Raw genomic sequence first — 25,866 nt, 5'->3', positions numbered from 1 at the left:
GGTTACTTTCCCTCGATTCATCTTTGTATCATGTTCTCCGCCGCCGGACGGCGGCAGCGAACATTCTTTTTAAACTTCTGTGATACCTTCGCACACGGTCTCGGCGGTGCCGGTCATCAGCAGCTGTCTGCCGGGCAATACCCGGATGGTCAGCACACCGCCGCGCAGCTGCACATGGATGTCCTCGCCTGCCGGGCAGATGCCAAGCTCGGTCAGGGCCGCCACGGTGGCGCAGGTGCCGGTGCCGCAGGCCCATGTCTCGCCGCTGCCGCGCTCCCACACCCGCATCTTCAGGTGGGTGGGATCCACCACCTGCACGAACTCGGTGTTGATGCGCTCCGGGAAGTTTGCGTGGTGCTCAAAGGCCGGGCCGATCTCTTCCAGCTTCAGGCTGTCCACATCCTCCACCACGGTCACACAGTGGGGGTTGCCCACACTGATGCAGGTCACATGCCACGTTTTGCCGTCCACGGTCAGTTCTTTGTCCACAAGCGGTTCTTCGCCCATGTTCACAGCAGGCAGGCTGGCAGGCATGGCACTGTAAGCGCCCATCTCCACCTGCCACAGGCCCGCACCCTTGTGGGTGACGGTCTTCAGGCCGCTGAGGGTATCAATGGCAAGGGTCTCTTTGGCAATGCCGTGGGTGTACAGCCATTCAGCCACACAGCGGATACCGTTGCCGCACATCCTGCCCTCGCTGCCGTCTGCGTTGAAGATGCGCATCATGCCGTCCGCACCCGCCGTCTGCGCAGCACAGATGCAGATGATGCCGTCCGCACCAATGGAAAAATGCCGCCGGGACAATTTTTCGGAAAGGGCTGCAATGTTCTCCGGCACACCGCTTTTGCGGCAGTCCAGATAGATATAATCGTTGGCGCAGCCCTGCATTTTGGTAAATGAAAGCTTCATGCTCAAAACTCCTTCATGGGACTTGTGGTCAGTCCCTATAAACTCGCTACTCTATAATGATAAGAAACCGGGGCGCTCCTGTCAAGCGAAAATGCACCTTTCCGGCAATTTTTCGCAAAGGAATCTGTCAGAATGGAAAACAGGGCTTGACAATACGCATGGCATGGGATATAAAAAAAGAGAGAGTTTTGTACAGTCCGGGGCCGCGCAGCATCTGCGGGTGCATCCGTCACGGCAGCCGCATGCACGGCACCGGTGTACAGGACAGGCAAAACAACTGCAAAAAGGAGACCACAGGAATGGATACTTTTGAAAAAATCCGTGCATTGCTGGCGGAGCAGCTGGATGTTGACCCGGCAAAGATCACGATGGACAGTGACATCATGAGCGATTTTGAGGCCGACAGTCTGGATATCGTGGATATGGTGATGACGCTGGAGGATGAGTTTGGCATTGAGGTGCCGGACGATGCCATCGAGTCCCTGCGCACCGTGGGCGATGTGGTAAACTTTGTGGACAGCCACGCGCAGAACTGATTCAGTCAAAAAGCCCTGCCTTCTGGTGCGGCACCCGGCCGCACTGCATGGACGGGGCTTTTAATATGGTTCGTGCGGAACGCAAGCCGTTTGGCGCACGGCCTTAGGAGGAAAAAGCAAAAATGGCAAAAGATTCAAAGAAGCTCGTACAGGCGATCACCAGCCAGGAAGAGAACTTCGCACAGTGGTACACCGATATCTGCGTGAAGGCAGAGCTGGTGGAGTACTCCAGCGTGAAGGGTTTCATCATCCTGCGCCCCTACGGTCAGGCCATCTGGGAGCTGATCCAGAAGGACATGGATGCCCGCTTCAAGGCCACCGGCCATGAGAACGTGGCAATGCCCGTGCTGATCCCGGAAAGCCTGCTGCAGAAGGAAGGCGAACTGGTCAATGGCTTCGCGCCGGAGGTGGCGTGGGTCACGATGGGCGGTTCCGACAAGCTGGAAGAGCGTCTGGCCGTGCGTCCCACCAGCGAGACCATGTTCTGCGACCACTGGTCCCGCGTGCTGCACAGCTACCGCGAGCTTCCCATGAAGTACAACCAGTGGTGCAGCGTTGTCCGCTGGGAAAAGACCACCCGCCCCTTCCTGCGCAGCCGCGAGTTCTGGTGGCAGGAAGGCCACACCATCCACGAGACTGCCGCCGAGGCTGAGGCTGAGACCCAGCAGCAGCTGAACTGTTATGCAGATGTCTGTGAGCAGGATCTGGCCATCCCCGTGGTGAAGGGCCGCAAGACCGACAAGGAAAAGTTTGCCGGTGCCGAGGCCACCTATACCATCGAGGCCATGATGAAGGACGGCAAGGCCCTGCAGAGCGGCACCAGCCACTACTTTGGCGATAAGTTCAGCAAGGCTTATGACGTGACCTTTACCGGCCGCGACAACCAGCTGCATCATCCGTTCCAGACTAGCTGGGGCGTTTCCACCCGTCTGGTGGGCGCTATCATCATGACCCACGGCGACGACGACGGCCTGATCCTGCCCCCGGCAGTGGCCCCCATTCAGGTGGTCGTAGTGCCCATCGCAGCCCACAAGCCCGGCGTTTCCGAGAAGGCTGCCGAGCTGGCCGAGAAGATCAGCAAGTATGCCCGCGTGAAGCTGGACGACAGCGACAATGCCCCGGGCTGGAAGTTCTCCCAGTGGGAGATGAAGGGCGTGCCCCTGCGTCTGGAGATCGGCCCCAAGGATCTGGAAAAGAACCAGTGCGTGCTGGTGCGCCGCGATACCCGCGAAAAAGTCTTCGTCTCTCTGGACGAGCTGGAGACTGCGATCCCCGCACAGCTGGAAGCTCTGCGCAAGGACCTGTACGAGCGTGCTCTTGCCAACCGCGAGAAGCGCACCTGGGCTGCCACCACCATGGACGAGGTGAAGGAGCTGGCCAAGGCAAACACCGGCTACATCAAGACCATGTGGTGCGGCGACCTTGCCTGCGAAATGAAGATGAAGGAAGAAGTCGGCCTGTCCAGCCGCTGCATGCCGTTTGAGCAGGAACACCTGAGCGATGTGTGCCCCTGCTGCGGCAAGCCCGCCAAGACCATGGTCTACTGGGGCGTGGCGTACTAAGCTTTCCTTTTGATGACAGCATAAAAGCTCCCGGAGCATTTCGATGTTCCGGGAGCTTTTATGCTGTTTGCAGAACTCCTTCCGTCATCGCTGGCGCGTTAGCGCCTGAGAGGGTTTTGTCATTCACCTTTTTCAGCGGTCAAATGTGGTGCTCAGGGTGGTCTCCCAGCTTTCACCCGGGGCAAGGCAGGCGGCGGCTGCACGCTGGCTCCACGCCTGCGGGTCAGTCTCGGCGGCGGGCAGGCTGTGCCATGGCTCGATGCACACAAACCGCACCGGCTTTGCGGGAGCCGACCAGATGAGCGAATAGGGGTAGCCCTCCACCCTGCAGGTGATCTTGCGGCCGGTGCCTTTCTCATAGATGCCAATGGTCTTGGTGCGCAGGCCCGCCATGCAAAAGCTGTCGTTTGCGAACAGATCATCCGTCAGCTGGATGGCCTGCTGGTTCTTCCACTGATAATAGCACTTGCCAGACAGCAGGCCGTTCGGGCGGGCATCCAGAATGACCGGGCTTTCCGGCTGGTCGAACCGGAACTCGTAATCCGTGGTGGTGTGCTGTGCATCAAAGGGGATGTTGAACGCCGGGTGATAGCCGATGCCAAAGCGTAGCTCTTCGGTGCCGGGGTTGCGCACCGTCAGCGTATGGTGCACGGTCTTGCCGTCCAGATGGAAGGTGCTGGTGAGCACAAAGTCGAAGGGGAAGCGTTCGGCTTTGATGGCATCATCCGAGCTCAGCTCCAACTGGATGGTGTCGCCCTCGGCCTTGAGCAGGGTGTGCTCCACATCGCGGGCAAAGCCGTGCTGACCGCCCTTGTACGTTTTGCCGCCCGCCTCAAAGGTGCCGCCGGGCAGCTTGCCCGTCCACGGGAACAGAATGGGTGCGTGGCGCTTCCACACTGCCGGGTCGGCCTGCCAGAGCAGCTCTTCCCCCGCCGCATTTTTCAGGCTGACGGCTTCGGCACCGTGGGTATCCACAGTCAAGGTCAAAAATTCATTGTGAATGGTTGCCTGCATTGCTGTATTCTCCTTTATGCTTCTTATCATAGGCTGTCCGAACGGCAGGTGCGCCCACTCCGTCCTGCTTCCGCTCGCCAGTCCATCCAGCGTGAGAAGCCCTCGCACTTCCCGTAGTGGTGCATCGTCGATCCTAATTGCAGCCTGCACTTTAGACCATGGCTTCGCGTCATCCTGCCGGAGTGGGCGCACCCGCCTAACTGCTTCCAGTATACACTCCTCTGCTGCAAAAGAAAAGCCCCATTCACGCGCGGCGGCGCAGTGGAATACGCTGTGAGAGAAGCGATACCACTTTTACAGCAAAGGAGCATCCGCCTATGAAAAACACCGGCATTCTACGCATTCAGGCTTTCGGTGCACGTCAGTCCTCGCCCATCGAGGGTGTTCTCGTCACCGTGTCCGGCAACGGCTTTACCGCTCAGCGTATCACCGACGAGACCGGCACCGCTGCCGACCTCTCCATTGAAGCCCCCTCCTGTGCGCTGTCCCTGCAGGAGGACAACACCATCCGGCCCTATGCCGTTGTGGATCTGACTGCCGCAAAAGCAGGCTACCGCACCGTGCGCATTCAGGGCGTGCAGATCTTTGCCGGGCAGGTCACCCTTGCCCAGCCGGAGATGATCCCCGATACCGAGGAAGGCCGCGATATCCCGAATGTGCCGGTGGTCATCCCGGAGCATTCGCTTTTCACCGGAGACGGCGGCAGCGGCCCGGAGCCGGTGCAAAACTGCGTGCCCCGGGTGCTGGACAGAGTTATCATTCCCAAAAACATCACGGTGCATCTGGGCAGGCCTGCGGCATCCGCCCGCAATGTGACTGTCTCCTTCCGGGACTATATCGCCAATGTTGCATCCAGCGAAGTCTACCCTACCTGGCCGGACGAAAATAACCCAACGGGTCATCCAGAGCTTTTTCGCTCAAAAATTCCATTCGATCGTGATTTTTTGCCCACCCATCCGTGCATCCTTCGGCCCGACCACTACACGGTCCACCAGCAGCACAACAAGTTCGCGGGTCAGATGCGAAACCTGTGCCAGTTCTCGGACACGCTGCATTTGCGCCTGCACCACGCCGGTCTCTTCCTGCTGTTGTTCCAGTTCCGCCTCCAATGCATTGATCCGTGTCTCTGCCTTTTTCACTTCTTTCAGAAAAGACTGGTTCATTTCCGAAAACTGGACGGCGTCAATCAAACCGGACACCTTATCCAGATACAGCTGCTGCACAGCCCTGCGGCGCCGTTCTACCTCGCTTTTCAGCCGTTTCAGCTCACTGCGCTGCGCTTGTTGCCGCACCGGGTCATCCCTCCGGGGCAGCTCCACCTTTTCCGGGTCGAAGTAGTCCTCTGCATATTCCCGGATGCGCCGGAGCACCAGCTCCTGCAGGTCATTCAGGTTGGTGCAGGTCCTGTTCCCGCACCGCCCGGGGTCACGCTGGTGCATCCGGCAGCGGACATAGCGCACACGGGTGCCATCTGCCTTGGGCGGCCGGCCGGTCTGCTCCATGATGCAGCCGCAGCAGCTGCACACCACTTTCCGTGCCAAAGGGTGGATCATGCCGCCGACGCCGCTGCGGGTGCGGCCCTGCATCGTCCGCTGCACCATAGCGTAGGTATCCTTGTCGATGATGGCTTCGTGAGTGTTCTCCACCACGATCCACTGAGACTTGGGGAGCCAGACCGTCCGCTTGGATTTATAGCTCACCCTTTTGTGCCGCCCCTGCACCAGATCCCCGGCATAGGTCTGGTTGTGGAGCATCTGGTAGATGGTCCCGCTGCTCCACAGCGGCTCATAGGGCGTTTTCCGAGTCAGGTGGCAGCGGTCTCCGTTCTGCTGCTTGTACGCCGTGGGGCTCGGCACCCCCTCCTCGTTCAAAATCTGTGCGATCTTGTGGGCTCCCACGCCGCGGAGAGCCATGGCGTAGATCCGCTTCACCACCTCCGCCGCCTCCGGGTCGATCTGAAGTCTCCCCTTCACCGCTGGGTCTTTCCGGTAGCCATACAACGCAAAGGAGGCAATGTACTGCCCCTCCTTCCGCTTGTGGTCCAGCACCGAACGGACATTGACGGACAGATCCTCCAGATACCACTCGTTGATCAGACCGTTGATCTGCCGGGACTTTTTGTTGGCGGTATCGTCGGTATCCACATGGTCCACCACCGCAATGAACCGGATGCCCCACTCCATGAACTTTCCGTGGAGGTATTTTTCCACCAGCTCCATATCACGGGTAAAACGGGACTGGGTCTTTGCCAGCACCACATCAAACCTATGTTCGCTGGCAGCCTGGATCATCGCATTGAAGGCCGGACGGTTCCGGTCGATGCCGGAGTAATCCTCATCAGAATAGATCTGGTAGAGTTCAAGCCCCTTTTCCATGGCGTATTGGATCAGCATCGACTTCTGGTTCTGGATGCTTTCTGATTCACCGGTTTTGGTTTCGTCTTCTTTGCTCAGACGGCAATAAATTGCTGCTTTCATGCTTTGCACCATTGCAGTGACACTCTGTCAGACACCGGCCTTTGACGGATCGGCAGCAGACAGTCTATCAACGATATATCGTTCAAACTCCCGTTGAAAACGTTCTTTGCGCTGCTGGTTGGTCTCAGAATGGAATTTTTCGTGCAGGATAAAAGAAGTTTTCTCCATAGGCTCCCCCTTTTCGGTTTACCTTGTTGTGATGTGCGTCCTTTCAGTCTATTTCCGTCTGCAGGAAATCAGAACTTTTCAGGCTGCAATCCTTCAGGGCGGTGTGGTCCAGCTCACATTTTGTAAAGGAGCAGTCCACAAAACCTTGCATTTTTTCAGACGTCATACTGAAAGAAAAGGTGTCTTGACACATCCGTTTGGGAGGTACTCCGTATGAAATTTCTGATCGTAGTGGATATGCAAAACGACTTTATCACCGGCTCGCTTGGCACAAAAGAGGCCGAAGCCATTCTGCCGAAGGTGCTGGAAAAGATCCGCACCTACCGTCCGGAGCAGATCTTTGTCACCTAGGATACACACCCGGACAACTATCTGGATGGTGCCCGCTTTGACCGGTGCTGTCAGCACCACCTTGCGGATCTCGTCCATCACCGGGAAGATCATATCCTTGGGGACGGCCTTGGTCAGGCGCACGCTGGTAACAGGCAGCTCGCCGCCCTTGACCAGCACCGAGCTGGCGATGGTGCGGCGGGGCGCAGTCAGCTCCTGACGGACATACTGTTCGCCGCGGGGGCAGGTGTGACCGGTGACCGAGATCACCTGACCATTTTCAACTTCGGCTTCGATCTCGCAGCCGTTGGGGCAGACGATACAGGTAAATTGCTTTTTCATTCCACCGACACCTCCAGTGCGCCCGTTTCCTGCAGCTTGGCAGCAGAGACCTTGAACTGGATCATCTCCGCAGGAATGGCTTTCTTCATCTTCTTGGCAGCAACTTCCACACCGTTCTGGCGCACCACGATGCGGCAGTCACGTTGCCGTCCACGGTGGGGGTGATGTGGATGCCCATGTAGGTGTTGCTGGGCACCGGGTACACCGGCATGGGCAGCAGCTTGCCCATGCGCTTGTGCAGGATGATGTAGTTGCTGCGGGAGCCGATGACACGGTAGCCGGTCAGGCCCAGCAGGTCGGAGATCTGTTTTGCGCCCAGACCAGCGGCGTTGACCACCCAGCGGGTGCAGAAATCGCCGTGAGCGGTGTGCAGGTAGTACAGCTCATTTTCCCGGGTGATAGCCTCTACCTTATTGAAATATATTTCATCGTTTTAAATACATCTTGCAGTCGGGATTGTCAAGCCGTTTCGGCAAAAAACGTGCACAAAAAGAAGCTCTGTCCTTTGGAAAAAACGACAGAGCTTCTGGAAATTCGGGGATATTCACTTAAAATACTGGGGGAAGGACTCCCGGATGGTGGCAAGGTTTTCGGTATACCGCTGCATGTGCCGGGCGGCAACGGTCCGCGCAGCGGCAGCATCCTTTGCTTCGATGGCCTTCAGCAGACTGGTGTGGTCGTCCAGAATGGCCTCTGCCGGACGGCAGCGGAAGCTGAGCACCGTGGTGCGGTCAAAATGAGGTGCCAGATTTTCCACCAGATCGTACCAGTACGGGCAGCCGCACTGCACATAAAGCAGCCGGTGGAATCCCTTGTCCAGCGCAAAGATCTTTTCCTCCTGCGCTCGCTGAATGTACATCTGCCACAGCGCCACATTCTCCCACAGGTGGTCCAGCTGCTGATTGTTCAGCATCTGGCAGGCCATCTCGGACAGATCGATCTCCAGCACCGCCCGGAGGTGCCGCACCTCCTCTACCAGCTCCGCGTCGATGAGGGAGACATAGGTGCCGATCTTCGGACGGATCTCGATGAGCCGCCGCTGCACCAGCTCCAACTCTGCCTCCCGGAAGGGCATCCGGCTGACTCCCAACTGCTGGCACAATTCCGGCTCGTTGAGTTTTTCTCCGGGTTCCAGACAGGTGTTGACAATGTTGTCCACCAGAACGCGTAGCACATAGTTCTTGGCAGATTCACCGTTTCTGCGCTCAGAAGTCCGTACAATTGTTCACCGCTCCTTTCTTTGATCGCTTTTTGCATTATACGCGATTTCAGGGCAGGTTGTCAAATCCGAAAATCGGGGCATCGGCTCTGTATCCGTCAGCGCAGAGCCCCCTATTATAATGGAAGCGCGCCACACCCGTTCTGCCATGGAAGAAGTGCAATTGTGAATGAAACGCGTTTCTTTTCAAAGAACGCTGAGAGACTTTCCTTAAAACAAATCCGCCAAAAATAAAGGCAAAAATCAGTCAAAACGACCATAAAAACTAAGAATTGATAAAAAGAATAAAAAATACTTGACAAAAAAGGAGCAAAGCCGTATTATGAAATCGCAATGAAAGCGGATACACAATGTTTCCATTGAACTCCGCAGGCCATGCCGATGGCCGAAACGAACCGTGTCTCAGGTGGAGCTTTCCACACGAATACAAGAGGACAAAAAACAAGGAGGCTATTGAAATGAAAAAGATCTCTCGTCGCCGTTTCCTGCAGATCACCGGCATCTCGGCAGCTGCAGTCGGACTGAATGCCTGCGGCGGAAGCTCCGGCAGCACTGCCGGCACTGCAGCTTCCGGCAGTGCAAGTGCAGCCCCTGCAGCGGACGGAAAGAAGTACACTCTGCGTGCTTCTTCCAATCAGGCAGCCACAAGCACCATCGGCATGGCGCTGGCAAAGTTTGTGGAGCTTGTCAACGAAAAGAGTGCCGGTCGGATCAAAGCAACGGCAAACTACGGTTCTGAGCTGGGCAGTCAGGCTGAGCAGGTGGCAATGGCCATTGCAGGCGATCTGGAGCTGGTCCTGTCCACTCCCGGCACCGGCCCGGGTGCATACGACGGTCTGGAGCAGATGCAGATGTTCGAGTTCCCCTTCCTGTTTGAGGATAACGATCAGTACCGCCGTGTGCTGAAGGGTGCCGAGGATCAGGTGAACGAGTTGGCAAACACCATCGGCCTGAGCGGCATGGGCGGCATGTCTATGGGCTCCCGCGATATGCTGACCACCGTGCCCGTAAAGACGCTGGCCGATATGAAAGATCTGGTCATGCGCGGTCCCAACGCCATCTACAACGGAATGTTCGAGTGTCTGGGCGCTGCTGGCATCACCATGGACTGGAACGATATTTATACTTCCCTTTCGCAGAATGTCTGTCAGGGCTGCGAAGGCTCTCCCGTGATGTTGAATGCGTCCAAGCTGCAGGATAATGCAAAGTATCTGGCCATCACCAATCATATCATTGCCTGCGTTTACTTCTTCTTCAACACCGACTGGCTGGAATCTCTGCCGGAAGATGTGCGCACCCTCGTCACCGATTGCGTGAAGGAAGCCGTGGATTATCAGGAGTCCATTGATGACGATGCCCAGAAGGACGCACTGGAGCAGATGAAGAAGGATGGCGTGGAGGTCACCGAGCCTGCCGATATTCAGGCATGGAAGGATGCTTGTGCACCAATGCTGGACGAGTATCGCGCAAAGGGCGATGCCTGGGCCAAGTTCACTGACCTGCTGCTCTCCATTAAGTAAAAAGCCGGCATCGGCTATCCCTGTATTTTGAATGGAGTTGTCCGGGCTGTATCTTTCTGGAACCAGAAATTTTCAGCCCGGACTTTTTTGGTGATACACAAAATCATTGCGGCAGGAGGTGTCTGCTTTGAATGCACTGAGAAAAATTGATAAGATCCTGAATAGGGTCCGGTCGGTCGTACTGGTCGCACTGCTGGTTTCCATGATGGGCATGTGCACAATGAATGTCGTTCTGCGCTACCTGATCAAAGGTGTGTCGTTTCTTCGTCCGTTTTCATGGGTAAACGAGATGATGCAAATGCTGGCGATCTGGGTAGTATTTCTGGCGGCGGGGCTTGGCGTACGGCAGGATGCGCATGTCAGTCTGGAGAGCTTTACAGAGAAATATCTGCCCGCCAAAGCATCCCGGATCCTGCACAAGGCCGCACAGGTGATCGTCATTGCTACGTTGGTTCTGCTGATCGTGATCGGCATTCAGCAAACGATCAAAATGCGCACAAGTTTCCTGCAGAACCTGCCCATCTCCAATGCATGGTTCTATGCAGCGATCCCGGTGGGATGTGCGTATCTTCTTTACGAATATATTCTGATCCTGGTGTTCGGCAAAAACCCGTTTGCTTCCTCGCCCGGTGAGGACGACAATGTGACCGGCGCGTTTTGAGAAGGAGGGAGGACACAGATGCTTACCGTATTTTTGATTTTTATTGTTCTGCTTGCCTTTATCTTTCTGGGATTTCCCATTTTTATGTCGCTGCTGATCACCGGCATCCTGTTCCTTACGTTAGGCGGCAACTCGCTGGGACTTACCGTCATCAAGATGTTCGGCAGCGCCAACAGCCTTTCGCTGCTGGCCATCCCATACTTTGTCATCGCGGGCAACATCATTATGAAGGCTCGCATCACCGACAAGCTGGTCAACTTTGCAGATGCAGCCGTTGGCTGGCTGCCCGGCGGTCTTGGTCATGTGAACGTGCTTACCTCCATGATCTTTGGCGGCATTCAGGGCAGCGGCTGCGCCGATGCTGCAGCCATTGGCGGCATGCTGATCCCTGCCATGGAAAAGCAGGGATACGACAAAGATTATTCTGTGGCAGTCACCGCAGGCTCCTCCATGCTGTCGCCCATCATTCCGCCCAGCATCGCCATGATCCTGTATTCTTATTATACAGAGGTGCCCGTGGGACGTCTGTTCATGGGTGCACTGGTGCCCGGCATTCTTTTGGGACTCCTGCAGATGGGTGTTGTGTATCTGGAATACCGGCTGCGCAAATATGACATTCCCCGCACCCGCTTCTCTCTCCGGAATCTGCTGACGACCGCATGGCATTCTCTGGGAGCACTGATGATGCCCCTGATCATTCTCAGCGGCATCTGCTTCGGCATCGTTACGCCCACCGAGTCCGGTGTTCTGGCCATCCTGTACGGTCTGCTGTATGGCTTCTGCATCAGCAAGACTCTGAAGTGGAGCGACATTCCCGGCATCCTGATCGATTCTGCCGTGACGACCTCTGTGGTGTACATGACCATTGTGGGTGCCGGTGTGCTTTCCAATGTGCTGGTGCGCCTGCACTTCCAGACCGAGGTGCAGAATTTTGCGGTCAACACACTGGGCAGCCCGGTGCTGGCAGTGCTGTTCCTCATCGTGACATTTGTGATCCTTGGCATGTTCCTGGATCCCACTGTCATCATTGCCATGTTTGCAGCCACCGTGCTTGCCATTGGCAACTCGCTGGGCTTTGATCCCATTCAGTTCGGCGTTCCCATGGTCATCGTCATGCAGCTGGGCGCGATCACCCCGCCGGTTGGCACCTTCCTGTTCATCTCCTGCGGCGTGGCAAAACTTCCGGTAGAAAAAGCGGCCAAGCCTCTGCTGCCCTACATCGCGACCGTCGTGATCGTCGTTGCGCTGGCATTCGTATTCCCGCCGCTGGTCACCTGGCTGCCGGGTCTCATCTACGGCTGATAAAGAAAAGGGGGTATCCTTATGCAGGAAAAAAAAGATGGAGCAATGTATGCACCCAAGGGCAGGTCAAAGCCGGTATGCGCCCCGGGTGACTTCCCCGTAGGAGTCATCGGGCTGGACCATGGTCACATCTACGGCATGTGCAACGGTCTGACCGAGGCGGGTGCCGAGATCACGCTGGTGTACGACTCCGACCCTGCAAAGGTGGCGCAATTCCAACAGGCGTTCCCCTCGGCGAAGGCTGCGGCGAGCAAGGATGAGGTGTACGCCTCCAATGTGAAGATGATCGCTTCGGCATCCATCCCGCTGGATCGCGGGCCGCTGGGCGTGGAGGCTATGCGCCACGGCAAGGATTTTTTTGTGGACAAGCCGCCGCTGATCACGCTCGAGCATCTGGAGCAGGTGCGTCAGACGGTGCGCGAGACCGGGCAGAAGTTTTTCTGCTATTTCAGCGAGCGTCTGCATGTGGAAGGTTCGGTGTATGCACAGCAGTTGCTGGAACAGGGCAAGATCGGCAAGGTCGTGCAGGTAATGGGCTGGGGCCCCCACCGCATGGGCCCTGAGAGCAGTCGTCCGGACTGGTTTTTTGAGAAAGATGTTTACGGCGGCATCCTCACGGACATCGGTTGTCACCAGATCGAGCAGATCATATTCTTTTCCGGAGCCAAAGATGCCCGCATCGTGCACAGCCGCGCAGGCAACTACAATCATCCGGGCCGCCCCGGACTCGAGGACTTTGGCGACTGCATGATCGAATGCGACAACGGTGTGACCGGTTACTTCCGGGTGGACTGGTTCACCCCGAAGGGGCTGGGTGCATGGGGTGATGGTCGCACCATCATCGAGGGCACGGACGGCTACATTGAGATCCGAAAGTATATTGATATCGCCAACAACGCAGAAGGCGATCAGGTGTATTATGTTGACCACGAAGGCGAGCATCACTGCTGCGCCAGCGGCAAGTGCGGTTTTCCCTTTTTTGGCGGCATGATCCGTGACTGTCTGGATCACACCGAGCTGGTGATGAAGCAGGATTACATCTTCCGTGTGATCGAGCTTGCGATCCAGGCAGAACGCGAAGCGGAAAAAGTTGGCTTTAAGAGGTGAAATTGATGGAACAGAAAAAAATCCGAATCGCCATTATTGGTGCAGGCGCGATCGCAGATGTACATATCAAGGCCTATCTGCAGTATCCGGATCTGTGCGAGGTGTGCGCGGTGTGCGACCTTTTCCCGGAAAAAGCCGAACAGCTCATTCAGGCAAACGGGCTGACCGCCGCAAAAGCCTATAAGGACTGCCGGGAAGCCATTGCTTCCGGCGGCATCGACGCAGTGTCCATCTGCCTGCCGCCGCAGATGCACGCGGAAATCGCCGTGGAAGCTCTGCGCAGCGGCTGCCATGTCATCTGTGAGAAGCCCATGGCCTGCTCACTGGAAGAGTGCGATGCCATGATCGCCGCAGCCAGAGAAAGCGGAAAGCTCCTAAGCGTGGTGGTGCAGAATCGCTGCAAGACCCCCAACCAGAAGGTGAAAAAGATCCTGGACGAGGGGCTCATCGGCAAGGTGCTGTTTGCCACTGTGGATTCGCTGTGGTGGCGCGGACAGAGCTACTACGACCTGTGGTGGCGAGGCACATGGGATAAGGAGTCCTCCGGCGCGATGGCGAGCCACGGTGTGCACCATATCGACCTGATGCAGTGGATGCTTGGAATGCCGGAAAGCGTGTACGCGGTCATCCGCAATGTAGGGCACGACAACTCCGAATGCGAGGATCTGGGCATTGCCATCCTGAACTATCCGGACAAGCTGGTGCGGCTTACCACCTCCATCGTGAACCATGACGAAGCGCAGCAGATACAGTTCAATGGCGAAAAGGCCAGCATTGCAGTGCCGTGGAACGTGTCGTCCAACGCCTCCATGGTCAACGGCTTCCCCGAGGAAAATCGGGAAGAAGAGGAAAAGCTGCAAAAATATTACGATGATCTGCCCGATCTCGAGCGTGAAGGCCACCCTGCCCAGCTGCTCAACTTCCTGCGGGCGATCCGTGGGGAAGAAGCTCTGTTTGTAGACGGTGCCGAAGGCCGCAAGACCATTGAGCTGATCACTGCCATCTACAAATCCGCCAACACGGGCACCACCGTCACGCTGCCCCTTACCGGTGACGATGTGTACTACCAGCGGGGCGGCTTTGCCAAGGTGATGCCTCACTTCCACGAAAAACACCGCAGCGTTGAAAATTTTGTAGGTGCAAAGCCTATCACGCTGGGGCGTGACGTGGGCAAGTGATGCGGCAGTGATCTGTCGGCTGAACCGGTCATTGTTCCCAGACACCCCTTGCGTGGAAGCTCCTGCGCAAGGGGTGTTTTTCGGATGCAGCGGCGGCGCGGGACCATCTTTGCACACCCGGCAGTTCCGGACGCAAAAATGGTTCACGGCAGCTTGACATTGCTGCCGTGAATATGGTATTTTTGTACCAACAAATCCAAGTAAAGGAACCTGCGTACAGATGAACATTTACGACGTTTCCAGAGAGGCAAATGTATCTGCTGCCACGGTATCCAGAGTGATCAACGGAAGCAGCAAGGTCAGCCCCGCTACCCGCAAAAAAGTGCTGGATGTGATCCATAAAAGCGGATATATCCCAAACGCCTTCGCACAGGGGCTCAGCCATGATACCATGCGTACTGTGGGCATCCTGTGCGTGGACCCCTCCGACCCGAATGCCTGCGGCAATTTTTCCATGGGGATCGGTTATGTACAGCGGGAGCTGCGCGGCTTTGATTATGATACCGTCATCTATTGCGTGGGCTACGATATGGAGGATAAGGCAAGCTGCCTGCAGACCATGTGCGACCGCCGCGTGGATGCCATTGTGGTGCTGGGTTCTTTCTTTGTGGAAGGCGACCCGGAAAAGAATGCCTGTATCATCAAGGCTGCTCAGCAGGTACCGGTTTTTCTGGTCAATGGCTACATTGATGCGCCCAACGTATACTCCTTCCGCTGCGGTGACCGCAAGGGCGCGTTTCAGGCGGTGAACCAGATGGCAAAGAGCGGTGCCAAAGACATCCTGTTTCTGCACCACAACATGACCGGCAGTGTGCGCAGCAAGCTGGAGGGCTATCAGGAGGCTCTGCACCAGAACGGGCTTACCGTGCGGCAGGAGTACATCTGCTCCTGTTCGCTGGATATTCAGGAAAGTGCTGCCGAGGTCGAGCGACTGGCCGAAGCAGGGCTGAAGTTCGACGGTGTAATTGCCACCGAGGACAGCATTGCGGTGGGTGTACTCAAGTATGCCCAGCGGCACGGCATTGCAGTGCCGGACGATCTGTGTGTGATCGGTTTTGGCAACACGAACCTTACGGAAAGTTGCACCCCAGAGCTGAGTTCCGTGGACAACAGTGTGGAGGCAGCCTGTGTGGCCGCAGTTTCCATGCTGATCCACAAACTCAAAAATCACCGTATTCCCTCGGAGCTCACTGTCTCCTCGGCGGTGGTGTACCGCAAAACCACCCGGTAAGAAGATGCCCTTCCTATCATCGTTGGCATGGCTTTGCAGCCAATCAGCCACTGTATCCACTGTAATTTTGGCAGGCCCGTCCGGCGGACAGCCATAAGCACCGGCAGAGACAGCCGGAGAAGCAATGCGGTGGATGCGGTGGCTTTTTGCCAGTTTCGGCGAATCGCGGCAGCAGCATGTCAACTGCCCGGCATCCTCCGGGGCACCGGATCCCAACGTTTTGGACGGAGTCCTGCACATCCATGCCAAACCCGAAAATGATGCCGATACCGGCAAACGCCGGGTTGCACCCCCGCAGGCGGTCGCGCACCGCCCAAAAAAGCTTGAAAGCACGGTTCAGAACTTGAAAAACTGCTGTTTTTCGGGGGGGATCGTGCGTTTATTTTTTTCTTTGGTTTGTGCTGCCCTACCTGGCCGGAGCAGGCCCTGCGAGCCAACATCCACTGCCAGATCTCGCTGGCACTCAACCGCATCTACACCGAGTGGTACCCCAGCAAAGGCTACACCTTCAACATTACCAACTCCACCAGCTACGACCAGTATTACGTTCACGGACGCACGGTGTTCGATGTGATGGTGCGCATCACCGACGACATCTTCAACACCTATATCCGCAAGACCGGCACCGTAAACCCCTACTACTCTGAATACTGCGACGGTAAATCGGTCACCTGCCCGGGTCTCAAGCAGTGGGGCACCGTGACGCTGGCCAATCAGGGCCGTAACGCCTTGCAGATCCTGAAGTATTACTACGGCAACGACATCGAGATCATCCGCACCTCGAACATCCAGTCCATCCCCCAGAGCTACCCCGGTTCGCCCATCCGGCAGGGCGACAGCGGCACAGCGGTGTTCACCCTGCAGCGCCAGCTGAACCGCATCACCAAGGACTATCCCTTCCTCGGCCTGCTGACTGTGGACGGCGTGTTCGGGGCCAAGATGGCCGCCACGGTCAGGGCATTCCAGAAGCAGTTCAACCTGACCGCCGACGGTGCAGTTGGACGGCAGACATGGTACAAGATCAGCTATATCTATGTGTCGGTCAAGGATCTTGCGGAGCTGACCAGCGAGGGCGAGGTATCCAGCGGCACTCTCTCGGACGGCACATGGGGCGGCACCGTGCTGCGCACCGGCTCTACCGGCAGTGCTGTGGAACAGCTGCAGTTCTGGCTGAATACGCTGGCGCAGTACACTTCCTCCATCCCATCGGTCACGGTGGACGGCGTATTCGGCAGCGGCACAGCCGCAGCGGTGCGGGCCTTCCAGCGCAAATACGGCCTGACCGTGGACGGCGTGGTGGGCCGTGACACATGGACCGGGCTGTACGACCAGTTCCGCAGCATCCAGTCCGACAACGGCACCCCCAATGCCTACCCCGGCACCGCCCTGCGGGAGGGTGCAAGCGGACAGAATGTGCGGCTGGTGCAGTTCTGGCTCAAGATCGCGCGCACGGTGTACTCGAACCTGAACAACATCACGGTGGACGGCAAGTTCGGCAGTGCCACCACAGCGGCAGTCAAGCGGTTCCAGACCTACTTTGGCCTGACCAGCGACGGTGTAGTGGGCCGCACGACATGGAACAAGCTATACGAGGTGTACAACGACATCGCCAACAAGCTGCTGTCGTCCAGCCTGCGCCCCGGCGAGTACCCGGGCGTGCTGCGCAAAGGCTCCTCCGGCACAGCGGTGCGGGAGCTGCAGTTCTACCTCTACCTCATGAGCGCCTACGAGAGCAGCATCCCGGCCATTGGCATCGACGGACAGTTCGGTGCTTCCACCGAAGCTGCCGTGCGGGCCTACCAGCGCTTTGCGGGGCTGACTGTAGATGGCATCGTGGGACGTACCACATGGAACAGCCTGTACGACAAGGCGTCCACTCTGCGGACATCCGGGCCGGTGGTCACCCTGAAACGCCTGCCCTACCCCGGTACCCCGCTCACAGTGGGGTCTTCCGGCAGTGCAGTGCTCTACTACAGCCTGCTTTTGCAGCGCATTGCCTACTACTTTACCAGCGTGGAGGCCCCGCCCCTCTCCGACCAGTACACCGACGAGACTACCGTCGCCACCCGCAGCGCACAGGAGCTGCTGGGCCTGCCCGAGACCGGCATTGCGGATGCCGACACATGGACAGCTGTGGAAGCGCTGAGCCTGCAGCTCGCCGCCGAAATGCCCAACCCCGACCGCAGCATCGGGCATGGCCCGGTCTACCCGGGCCGGGCCATCGGCGCGGGCAGCGTGGGGCCGGACGTGGCGCAGGTGGAGACATGGCTGAACGGGCGTTCCTGCCTGTACTGCACCGAGGGCTATGTGACCGAGAACCGCTGCTTCGGCCCGGAAGAGACTGCCGCCGTCCGGCTGACACAGCAGCGAGCCGGGCTGCTGGTGACCGGCACCGTGGACCGCGGAACATGGGCCGCGCTGCAGGCCCAGAGCTGCCCACACTGCAGCAAGGAGGAATGAGCGATGGCACGACTTCTGATCTACGATGCCTACGAGAACAAGGTATACACCTATGCAAACCTGAACGAGAACGACCCCATGCCCTACAGCACCGGCACCACCCTGCGGGTGCGGGAATTCCGGGGCAAATCCGCCAGCCCCACCCTGTGGACCACCATTGCGGCCATGGAAGCGTGGAACCTGACCCGCCGCAAGTACGGCAAGGGCATCCCGGTGGGATATGCCTTCCGCCGCATCTGGGAGGGCGGCCACGGCACCCGCAGCCAGCACTACGCGGGCGTATCCTTTGACGTGGGCCAAAGCCTGACCCGGACCGCCCGCACGGCCATCTACAACGCAGCCCGGGGCACCGGGGCGTGGGGCTATGTGGAGCCGCTGAGCCAGACCCCCACATGGGTGCACATGGACCGCCGCTACGGCACGCCCGCCTGCAGCGGCACCACCGCAGGCTACCCCACCCTGCGGCGGGGAAGCCGCGGCTGCTATGTGATGATTCTGCAGGACGCGCTTTCCACGCTGGGCTACCAGACCGGGAGCCGAATCGACGGCATCTTTGGTGCCCGGACGGAGGAAGCGCTGAAAGGCTTCCAGCGGCGCACGAGCCTGCGTGTGGACGGTGTGTGCGGCTGCAACAGCTGGAAAAAGATCAGCACCGCCGTCATCGGCGTGGGACGGACAAAAACGACGATCGATTAGCAGAAACTCCCCCAGTCACCTTCGGTGCCAACCCCCTCGGAGATGGGGCCTTTGGCAAAACCGCAAGCTTTTCCTCTTCGCCAGAGGCTCCCTCATTGAGGGAGCTGGCAAACCCAAAGGATTTGACTGAAAGAGTTCCCCCGTGAAACATCCTTCGCTTCCCATCACCGAAAGTTGAAACTTTCTCCCCCATCTGCCCTTTTCGTTGCGCGGTTTGGAAAAACGTGCTAAAATAGCTCTATTATTAAAATGGTTCATGTTGAAAGCAAGAGGATTTGAGGGGTATTGTATCATGGAATTTTCCAAACGACTGGACTTGTTCGGCGACGAGATCTTCGCCGCACTGAACGAACGCAAGGTAGCTCTGGAAGCACAGGGCCGTACCATTTATAATCTGAGCGTCGGCACGCCGGACTTTGCGCCTGCCGAGCACATCCGCAAGGCCATGATGGACGCAGCCGCCGACCCGCAGAATTGGAAGTACAGCCTGCGCGACCTACCTGAGCTGCTGGATGCTGTGTGCGGCTACTACAAGCGCCGCTTTCATGTGGAGATCACCCCGGATCAGGTGGCCAGCTGTGCGGGCAGTCAGGAGGGCGTGGGCCACATCGGCATGGTGCTGTGCGACGAGGGCGACACCGTGCTGCTGCCCACTCCCTGCTACCCGGTGTTCATCGCGGGCAGTCTGCTGGGCGGCGCAAAGCCGTGGTATTACCCGCTGACCAAGGAGCACGGCTTCCTGCCTTATGTGAAGGACATCCCGGAGGATGTGGCCCGCAAGGCAAAGTATATGATCGTCTCCCTGCCCGCAAACCCGGTGGGCAGCGTCGGCTCCCCGGAGCTGTACGCCGAGCTGGTGGCCTTTGCCAAAAAGTATGACATTCTCATCATCCACGACAACGCCTACAGCGACATCATCTTTGATGGTGCCGTGGGCAACAGCTTCTTCAATACGCCGGGTGCCATGGATGTGGGCGTGGAGTTCTTCAGCCTGTCCAAAAGCTTCAACGTCACCGGTGCCCGCATCAGCTTTCTTGTGGGCCGGAGGGACGTGGTAGCCGCCTTCAAGAAACTGCGCGGCCAGATCGATTTTGGCATGTTCCTGCCGGTGCAGAAAGCGGCCATCGCCGCCCTGACCGGCCCGCTGGACATGGTAAAAACGCAGTGCGGCCTGTACCAGCAGCGCCGCGACGCTCTGTGCGGCGGCCTGCGTTCCATTGGCTGGAATGTGCCGGACAGTCACGGCAGCATGTTCGTGTGGGCACCCATCCCGGCAAAGTACGCAAAGAGCATGGACTTCTGTCTTGACCTTGTGGAAAAGAGCGGTGTGCTGTGCACGCCGGGTTCCAGCTTCGGCCCGCTGGGCGAAGGCTACGTGCGCTTTGCCCTCACCCTGCCGCCGGAGCACATTGCCGAGGCGGTGCAGTCCATCAAGGCAAGCGGTATCCTGAACTAAAAAAACGGGAACGTCCATGCGGCGTTCCCGTTTTTTTATGCGTTCACAATATTCTCTCCCGCGCCATCCAGCCATGTGCGCAGGTTGTTGGCAGTAATATCCATCAGCCGCTGCAGGGCTTCGTTGGTGGCCCACGCGATGTGCGGTGTCAGCAGGGCATTCGGCAGGCCGCGCAAAGGGCTTGCCTGCGGCAGCGGTTCAGTGCCAAAGGCATCGGCGCCGTAAAAGCCAAGCTTCCCGTTTTTCAGCGCATCGGCCACGGCCTGCTCGTCCACCAGTGCACCGCGCGCAGTATTCAGCAAGATCATGCCGGGCTTTGCCTTTGCAAGGGTGGCCGCGTTGATCAGCCCCTGTGTTGCAGGTGTTGCCGGGCAGTGCAGGCTGAGCACATCGCTGCGGGCAAGCAGGGTGTCAAGATCCACGAACTCCACACCGTCGGTTTTGTACTCCGGACGAACGGTGCGGGTGCACACCAACACCTCCATGCCAAAGGCCTTGGCAATGCGGGCGGTCTGCCGGCCAATGCTGCCGTAGCCATAGATGCCAAAGGTCTTGCCCAGCAGTTCCACCTGCGGCAGCAGACCGTAGGACGCAGGCTCCTCGGTGCGCCATTGGCCGTCCTGCACAAGGCGATGGTAACGGTCGGCGCACTGGCAGATGGCCAGCAGCAGGCTGAAGGTCATCTGTGCCACACTGTAAGTAGAATAGCCCGGCACGTTGGCTACCGGCACGCCATGGCGGCGGCAGGCCTTCAGATCAAGGTTATCCGTGCCGGTGGCAATGATGCCCACCCACCTGAGCTTCGGGCACTGGGCCAGCACGGCTTCGTCGATGCGGCACTTATTCAGGAACACGATCTCCGCATCCCCGATGCGCGGCACCACCTCTTCCTGCGCGGTGCGCCCATAGCGGGTGATGTCCGGCACAAGCGCCTTCACACCCGACCAGTCCAGATCTCCCTGCTGTATGGCATAATCTTCCAGAACCACTGCTTTCATTTCAACTTCCTCACTTTCACATCATACGGGATACAGTGCCAGCACCGTGCCCTGCGGGCTTTCGCGGCTTTCCAGCGCGGCATAGCCCCGAGCCAGCAGGATGGCAATGTGCACCCGGTCGGCCAGCGGGAGCCATACCGGCGGCACATTCTGCGCAAGGCACCCGGCCTGCAGCAGAAAACACGGTGCCAAACTGTCCAGCGGGCGGATAGCCCGCAAAGCAAACCCCTGACGCAGATACAGCGGGATCAGCTCTTCTGCTGCACATTCCACCACGGCCCACCGTGCCCGCTGCCGGGCAAGAAACTCCTGCCGGGCAGCAGCCGCAGCCAGCAGCGGCGCAAGGGTCTCGGCGGCATGGCCGTCCGGCCCGGCTGCCGGGGTCAAAAAATATCCGCCTGACGTGCGGTTCCAGCCCAGAAAGCGGCGCAGCGCAGCCGCCGCTGCCACATCAGCATCCATGGGCAGCAGGATGCACCCGGCTCCCGGCACACCGCGTGTACTGTACATGCCCCACACCTCACCTACCGTCAGCATCCGCAGCACCTCGCTGCGCGGACGGTACACACTGCTCACTTCGCCCTGCGCCAGCCGGCAGAATTCCTCCGCCGAAAGCCGCCTTACCTGCCGCGTGCGCGGCGGGTCACAAACCTGGATCATTTGGTTTCCCCCATTCTTTTTCAGTATGCATCCAGCATACCGGACCGGGGGCGAGAATCGGCGCGAAACAGGGCCGCTCTTTTTGTTTTACAGATCCAGCGTTACATCCTCGCTCAGCACCTGACCAATGGGCTTTGCAATGCACAGGTCGGCTTCCGCATCTGCCCCGGTGGGCTGCATGTTGATGACCACCAGATGGTCGCCCCGGAAGTACCGGATCAGTCCTGCCGCCGGGTACACCACAAGGCTTGTGCCGCCGATGATCAGGGTATCCGCATGGCGGATGGCGTTCACCGCGCCGGACAGCACCTCCTCGTCCAGCCCTTCTTCATACAGCACCACATCCGGCTTGACGATGCCGCCGCACTCGGTGCAGCGGGGCACACCGGTGCTGTTGGCAATGAAATCCACATCGTAGAACTTACCGCAGCGGGTGCAGTAGTTGCGCAGGGTGCTGCCGTGCAGCTCGTACACCGTGCGGCTGCCCGCCGCCTGATGCAGGCCGTCGATGTTCTGGGTGACGACCGCTTTCAGCCTGCCCTCCCGTTCCAGCTTTGCCAGCCGCAGGTGGGCCGCGTTGGGCTTTGCCCCCTTCACGATGAGCTTATCGCGGTAAAAACGGTAAAACTCCTCCGGGTTCTCCTCCCAGAAGGTATGGCTCAGGATCGTTTCCGGCGGGTAGGCGTACTTCTGATGATAAAGTCCGTCCACACTGCGGAAGTCCGGGATGCCGCTCTCGGTGGAAACGCCCGCCCCGCCAAAGAACACGATGCTGCTGCTTTTGGCAATGATCTCTTCCAATGCCTGTACCATAACAAAAAACGCCCCTTTCGCCGGATGTACATTTGTGTTAAGATAGCTTCAGTATAACACAAACTCACAGGAAAGGAAGCGCAACTTTTGAACGTCTGGTATGTGAACAGCATTCTGGGAACCTTCCGGCTGGAAGAGGAAAACGATGCCATCTGCGGGCTGACCCTCTGCCCGGACGGAGTGCCGGAACTGGAACCGCTGCCCCGCAAGGTGTGCGAGACACCGCTTTTACAGGAAGCCGAGGAGCAGCTGAACGAATATTTTGCCGGGGCGCGCAGGGAATTCGATCTGCCGCTGGCCCCCAAGGGCACCCCCTTCCAGAAGGCCGTCTGGGCCGAGATGAACAAGATCCCCTACGGTGAGACCCGCACCTACGGCCAGCTGGCCGCCGCTGTTGGCAAGCCCAAGGCCAGCCGTGCCGTGGGCGGTGCCTGCCACTGCAACCCCATCGCCATCCTTCAGCCCTGCCACCGGGTGGTGGGCAGCACCGGCAAGCTCACCGGCTACGCCTATGGCGTGGAGATGAAGCAGTATCTTCTGGAATTGGAAAAACAGGAATAAGCAAAGGGAAAGGCTCTGCAGAAATTTCGCAGAGCCTTTTCCTTTTACCATAAGTTATTGTGCACTGTAAATGCTGCCCATCGTCCAGGAATTATCCGCGCTGTACTTGGCGTGGTTGCGCAGGTAGGTGACCCACGCGCCGTAGCCGTTGCCGGCAGAGAGATGCACGCCATCCGGCGCTGCAAGCATCTCCTTCAGGTTGCCCTCGCCGTCGGCAAGGGTCTCCCACAGGTCAAGGTAAACGCATCCCTTGCTGGCGGCCAGCTGAGCCAGCTGCTCGTTCACACCGCGCAGCACATCCGATGCAAGGCCAGGCTTTTCGGCAGCTGCCGAGGGTCGCACCGGCGGGATAGACTGCACGTAGATCACGCAGTCCTCGCCCAAAGCCTCGCGCAGCATATCCAGCATCTGGCCATAGTAGGCAAGGAAGCGATCCGAAGCGCCCAGCGTGGTGAGGGTGTTAGTGCCCAGCAGGATATACAGCTTCTTGGGCCGGGCAGCGGCCAGCACATCCAGCGCTACCTCCTGCCCGCGGGTGGGGCTTTTGACTGCGCTGCGGTTCACAATGGCATCCGGGCCAACGCCGGTATAGCCGCAGATGAGTGCCCCGCCCAGATTGATCTGGTAATCCGAGAAGCCCACCGTCAGACTGTCGCCCAGAAAGGCTGCGTCCGCAAAGTAGCTCAGGTCCACCTGCCCGCAGCTGGGCTGGCGGATGACGCTGGCATCATAGGCTTTGACGGTGTAGGCCCCAGCGCTCTGCTTTGCAGGGCCAAAGTTCTCCAGTGTGACGGCCTGCCCACCGGTGCTGCCATCCTGTGCAGCACTGCTGCTGTCCGCTTCGCCCTGCATGGGCAGCGGTGCCAGAATGTTCTCGGCAATGCCGCTGGCGTTGGTAGACGGGGTATCGCCCGCGCCCTCTGCGCCCTTTTCCAGAATGGCCGTGATGGCGTAGGATACCAGCAAAATGGCGACTACTGCGCCCAGAAAGCGCAGCTTGCCGCTGACTGTACCGCGCCGTGCCCGGCGCGGCGCAGAATGATACTCGTGTGAAATGCCCATGGTTTTTCCAGCTTTCTCCATTTTTCCCGCACAGAAGGGGGTTTTATCCGCCCGGGGCTGTGCGTTTTTTATTTTATCATAATTTTTTTGCCTGCGCAACCAATTAGGTCTTGCATACAACAGGCAAAACAGGTACAATAAGGATGTGGTAATTTTGCACATTTTACAAAAAGGGTGTGCACATGCCGCAAACTTTTTTGTATCACTTGCAGCATCCGGTTTGTTTGCCGCACGGTCTGCGGGCAGTGCAGGGCCTTTAGACCAAACCCCACTCTGGCGGCGCGGAAGCCGGAACCTGCAGCGATGTACAAATGATAAGAATGAAATTTGCAAAAGGAGGTACTCATGGCCAAGAATGTGATCATTGGTCAGAGCGGCGGCCCTACCGCCGTGATCAACTCCAGTCTGGCAGGCGTGTACAAAGCCGCCTGCAGCCTGGGTGCAGACAAGGTGTACGGCATGAAATACGGCATCGAAGGTCTGCTCAAGGAAGAAATGCTGGAGCTGAACGTCCTGCTGGACGACCGCATGAGCATTGAACTGCTCAAGCGCACGCCTTCCAGCTACCTTGGCAGCTGCCGTTACAAGCTGCCGGACCCGGATGTGGACTCCACACCCTTCATCAAACTGTTCACCCTGTTTGACAAGTACGACATCTGCGCGGTGTTCTACATTGGCGGTAACGACTCCATGGACACCATCGCAAAGCTTTCCCGCTACGGTGAGCGCGTGGGCAGCAGCGTGCGGTTCATCGGTGTGCCCAAAACCATCGACAACGACCTGTGCCTGACCGACCACACCCCCGGCTACGGCTCTGCCGCCAAGTACATTGCCACTATTTTAAAGGAAGTCATCCGGGATTCCTCCGTGTATGACATCCGCAGCGTGACCGTGGCCGAGATCATGGGCCGACATGCGGGCTGGCTTGCCGGTGCGGCCTGCCTTGCGGGCGGCGACGACTGCGAAGGCCCGGATCTGATCCTGCTGCCGGAGGTGCCCTTCGATCAGGACAAGTTCCTTGCCAAGGTGGACGAGCTGCAGCGCCGCAAGTCCAATGTGATCATTGCGGCCAGCGAGGGCGTAAAGACCGCCGACGGCACCTATCTGTGCGATCTGGTGTCCACCGCAGGCCAGCTGGATGCCTTTGGCCACAAGGCCGTGCTCAGCGGCACCAGCCGTTATCTCTCCGACCTCATCCACGACAAGCTGAACTGCAAGAGCCGTGCCATCGAGTTTTCCACCCTGCAGCGCTGCGCCAGCCATCTGGCCAGCCGCACGGATGTGAACGAAGCCTACGCTGTGGGCGGTGCCGCAGCAGCCGCCGCCTTTGCGGGCGAGACCGGCCGCATGATCGCGCTCAAGCGCATTTCCGCTTATCCCTACCAGTGCATCACCGAGTCGGTGGATGTGCAGCAGGTGGCAAACCTTGAAAAGAAGGTGCCGCTGGACTGGATCAGCCCCGACGGGATGCAGGTGACTGCTGCCTTTGAGGAGTATGCCCGTCCGCTGATCCTGGACGAGGTAACGCCCGTCTATGTCAACGGCACCCCGCGCCACATCCGCCTGTAATCCCTTTTCCCGCGTCTGTTTTCGTGCATCCTGCA

At 58.4% G+C, this 25,866-nt stretch carries 25 protein-coding genes; 13 read left to right on the top strand and 12 right to left on the bottom strand.

The features are described from left to right. Positions 1-69 precede the first annotated feature (69 nt). Positions 70-909: a diaminopimelate epimerase gene (gene dapF, locus DWV57_RS01020; RefSeq protein WP_120019660.1), complete on the bottom strand. Its 840-nt coding sequence runs from the start codon at positions 907-909 to the stop codon at positions 70-72. A gap of 299 nt (positions 910-1,208) precedes the next feature. Here dapF and acpP point away from each other — a divergent pair, with 299 nt between their 5' ends. Both acpP and proS read left to right on the top strand, forming a co-directional pair. Then, positions 1,209-1,445, top strand: a complete 237-nt coding sequence (gene acpP, locus DWV57_RS01015; protein WP_044953468.1) for an acyl carrier protein — start codon at positions 1,209-1,211, stop codon at positions 1,443-1,445. A 122-nt stretch (positions 1,446-1,567) separates the two neighbouring features. Further along, positions 1,568-3,007, top strand: coding sequence for a proline--tRNA ligase (gene proS / locus DWV57_RS01010; RefSeq protein ID WP_005939895.1), 1,440 nt, complete (start codon positions 1,568-1,570; stop codon positions 3,005-3,007). 132 nt (positions 3,008-3,139) lie between these two features. On the opposite strand, the gene DWV57_RS01005 is transcribed toward proS, so the two are convergent. From DWV57_RS01005 to DWV57_RS00970, 7 genes are all read right to left on the bottom strand, one after another. Beyond that, positions 3,140-4,021 (bottom strand): aldose 1-epimerase family protein, encoded by an 882-nt coding sequence (locus DWV57_RS01005; RefSeq protein WP_120019659.1) that lies wholly within the window; start codon positions 4,019-4,021, stop codon positions 3,140-3,142. Between the two features lie 335 nt (positions 4,022-4,356). Next, the gene (locus DWV57_RS14370; RefSeq protein ID WP_165853634.1) at positions 4,357-4,803 is read right to left on the bottom strand and encodes a hypothetical protein; all 447 of its coding nucleotides are present in this window, start codon (positions 4,801-4,803) and stop codon (positions 4,357-4,359) included. A 135-nt stretch (positions 4,804-4,938) separates the two neighbouring features. Further along, positions 4,939-6,498: a recombinase family protein gene (locus tag DWV57_RS00995; protein ID WP_097778388.1), complete on the bottom strand. Its 1,560-nt coding sequence runs from the start codon at positions 6,496-6,498 to the stop codon at positions 4,939-4,941. A gap of 27 nt (positions 6,499-6,525) precedes the next feature. After that, on the bottom strand, positions 6,526-6,666 hold the full coding sequence (locus tag DWV57_RS14365) for a hypothetical protein (protein ID WP_154258627.1): 141 nt from the start codon (positions 6,664-6,666) through the stop codon (positions 6,526-6,528). A 162-nt stretch (positions 6,667-6,828) separates the two neighbouring features. After that, the gene (locus DWV57_RS00985) at positions 6,829-7,338 is read right to left on the bottom strand and encodes a DUF1667 domain-containing protein (RefSeq protein ID WP_343214680.1); all 510 of its coding nucleotides are present in this window, start codon (positions 7,336-7,338) and stop codon (positions 6,829-6,831) included. An 85-nt stretch (positions 7,339-7,423) separates the two neighbouring features. Continuing rightward, positions 7,424-7,711: a hypothetical protein gene (locus DWV57_RS00975; RefSeq protein ID WP_242959405.1), complete on the bottom strand. Its 288-nt coding sequence runs from the start codon at positions 7,709-7,711 to the stop codon at positions 7,424-7,426. A 171-nt stretch (positions 7,712-7,882) separates the two neighbouring features. Further along, a complete protein-coding gene (locus DWV57_RS00970) occupies positions 7,883-8,512 on the bottom strand; it encodes a GntR family transcriptional regulator (RefSeq protein WP_243089061.1) in 630 nt (209 codons plus the stop codon). Positions 8,513-9,015: 503 nt separating this feature from the next. On the opposite strand from DWV57_RS00970, the gene DWV57_RS00965 reads away from it, so the two are divergent. The 9 genes from DWV57_RS00965 (at position 9,016) to DWV57_RS00925 (ending at position 20,168) form a co-directional block, all read left to right on the top strand. After that, positions 9,016-10,077, top strand: a complete 1,062-nt coding sequence (locus tag DWV57_RS00965; RefSeq protein ID WP_158576352.1) for a TRAP transporter substrate-binding protein — start codon at positions 9,016-9,018, stop codon at positions 10,075-10,077. A gap of 127 nt (positions 10,078-10,204) precedes the next feature. Then, positions 10,205-10,738, top strand: a complete 534-nt coding sequence (locus DWV57_RS00960) for a TRAP transporter small permease (protein ID WP_097778200.1) — start codon at positions 10,205-10,207, stop codon at positions 10,736-10,738. A gap of 18 nt (positions 10,739-10,756) precedes the next feature. Next, positions 10,757-12,040, top strand: coding sequence for a TRAP transporter large permease (locus DWV57_RS00955; RefSeq protein ID WP_097778201.1), 1,284 nt, complete (start codon positions 10,757-10,759; stop codon positions 12,038-12,040). Between the two features lie 21 nt (positions 12,041-12,061). After that, complete coding sequence (locus tag DWV57_RS00950; RefSeq protein WP_118528086.1) at positions 12,062-13,147, top strand: Gfo/Idh/MocA family oxidoreductase; 1,086 nt, start codon at positions 12,062-12,064, stop codon at positions 13,145-13,147. Positions 13,148-13,152: 5 nt separating this feature from the next. Further along, positions 13,153-14,325, top strand: coding sequence for a Gfo/Idh/MocA family oxidoreductase (locus DWV57_RS00945; protein ID WP_097778203.1), 1,173 nt, complete (start codon positions 13,153-13,155; stop codon positions 14,323-14,325). 220 nt (positions 14,326-14,545) lie between these two features. Then, a complete protein-coding gene (locus DWV57_RS00940) occupies positions 14,546-15,556 on the top strand; it encodes a LacI family DNA-binding transcriptional regulator (protein WP_097778204.1) in 1,011 nt (336 codons plus the stop codon). A 396-nt stretch (positions 15,557-15,952) separates the two neighbouring features. Beyond that, a complete protein-coding gene (locus DWV57_RS00935) occupies positions 15,953-18,016 on the top strand; it encodes a peptidoglycan-binding protein (RefSeq protein ID WP_243112276.1) in 2,064 nt (687 codons plus the stop codon). Positions 18,017-18,019: 3 nt separating this feature from the next. Then, a complete protein-coding gene (locus DWV57_RS00930; RefSeq protein WP_097781966.1) occupies positions 18,020-18,712 on the top strand; it encodes a peptidoglycan-binding domain-containing protein in 693 nt (230 codons plus the stop codon). A 292-nt stretch (positions 18,713-19,004) separates the two neighbouring features. Beyond that, the gene (locus DWV57_RS00925) at positions 19,005-20,168 is read left to right on the top strand and encodes an aminotransferase class I/II-fold pyridoxal phosphate-dependent enzyme (RefSeq protein ID WP_120019657.1); all 1,164 of its coding nucleotides are present in this window, start codon (positions 19,005-19,007) and stop codon (positions 20,166-20,168) included. A 35-nt stretch (positions 20,169-20,203) separates the two neighbouring features. Here DWV57_RS00925 and DWV57_RS00920 read toward each other — a convergent pair whose 3' ends face one another. From DWV57_RS00920 to DWV57_RS00910, 3 genes are all read right to left on the bottom strand, one after another. Beyond that, a complete protein-coding gene (locus DWV57_RS00920; protein WP_120019656.1) occupies positions 20,204-21,166 on the bottom strand; it encodes a D-2-hydroxyacid dehydrogenase in 963 nt (320 codons plus the stop codon). 21 nt (positions 21,167-21,187) lie between these two features. Further along, a complete protein-coding gene (locus DWV57_RS00915; RefSeq protein ID WP_120019655.1) occupies positions 21,188-21,826 on the bottom strand; it encodes a hypothetical protein in 639 nt (212 codons plus the stop codon). An 87-nt stretch (positions 21,827-21,913) separates the two neighbouring features. Beyond that, complete coding sequence (locus DWV57_RS00910) at positions 21,914-22,639, bottom strand: NAD-dependent protein deacylase (protein WP_097774769.1); 726 nt, start codon at positions 22,637-22,639, stop codon at positions 21,914-21,916. Positions 22,640-22,726: 87 nt separating this feature from the next. On the opposite strand from DWV57_RS00910, the gene DWV57_RS00905 reads away from it, so the two are divergent. After that, the gene (locus DWV57_RS00905; protein WP_120019654.1) at positions 22,727-23,200 is read left to right on the top strand and encodes a methylated-DNA--[protein]-cysteine S-methyltransferase; all 474 of its coding nucleotides are present in this window, start codon (positions 22,727-22,729) and stop codon (positions 23,198-23,200) included. Positions 23,201-23,254: 54 nt separating this feature from the next. Here DWV57_RS00905 and DWV57_RS00900 read toward each other — a convergent pair whose 3' ends face one another. Further along, complete coding sequence (locus tag DWV57_RS00900) at positions 23,255-24,262, bottom strand: GDSL-type esterase/lipase family protein (RefSeq protein ID WP_120019916.1); 1,008 nt, start codon at positions 24,260-24,262, stop codon at positions 23,255-23,257. Between the two features lie 345 nt (positions 24,263-24,607). Between DWV57_RS00900 and DWV57_RS00895 the strand changes: the two genes are divergently transcribed. Beyond that, positions 24,608-25,831, top strand: coding sequence for a 6-phosphofructokinase (locus DWV57_RS00895; protein WP_005939849.1), 1,224 nt, complete (start codon positions 24,608-24,610; stop codon positions 25,829-25,831). Positions 25,832-25,866: the final 35 nt, after the last annotated feature.

It is taken from the genome of Faecalibacterium sp. AF10-46 (assembly GCF_003604105.1).
GTDB lineage: Bacteria > Bacillota > Clostridia > Oscillospirales > Ruminococcaceae > Faecalibacterium > Faecalibacterium taiwanense.
This window is presented reverse-complemented; position numbering and strand designations above follow the sequence as displayed.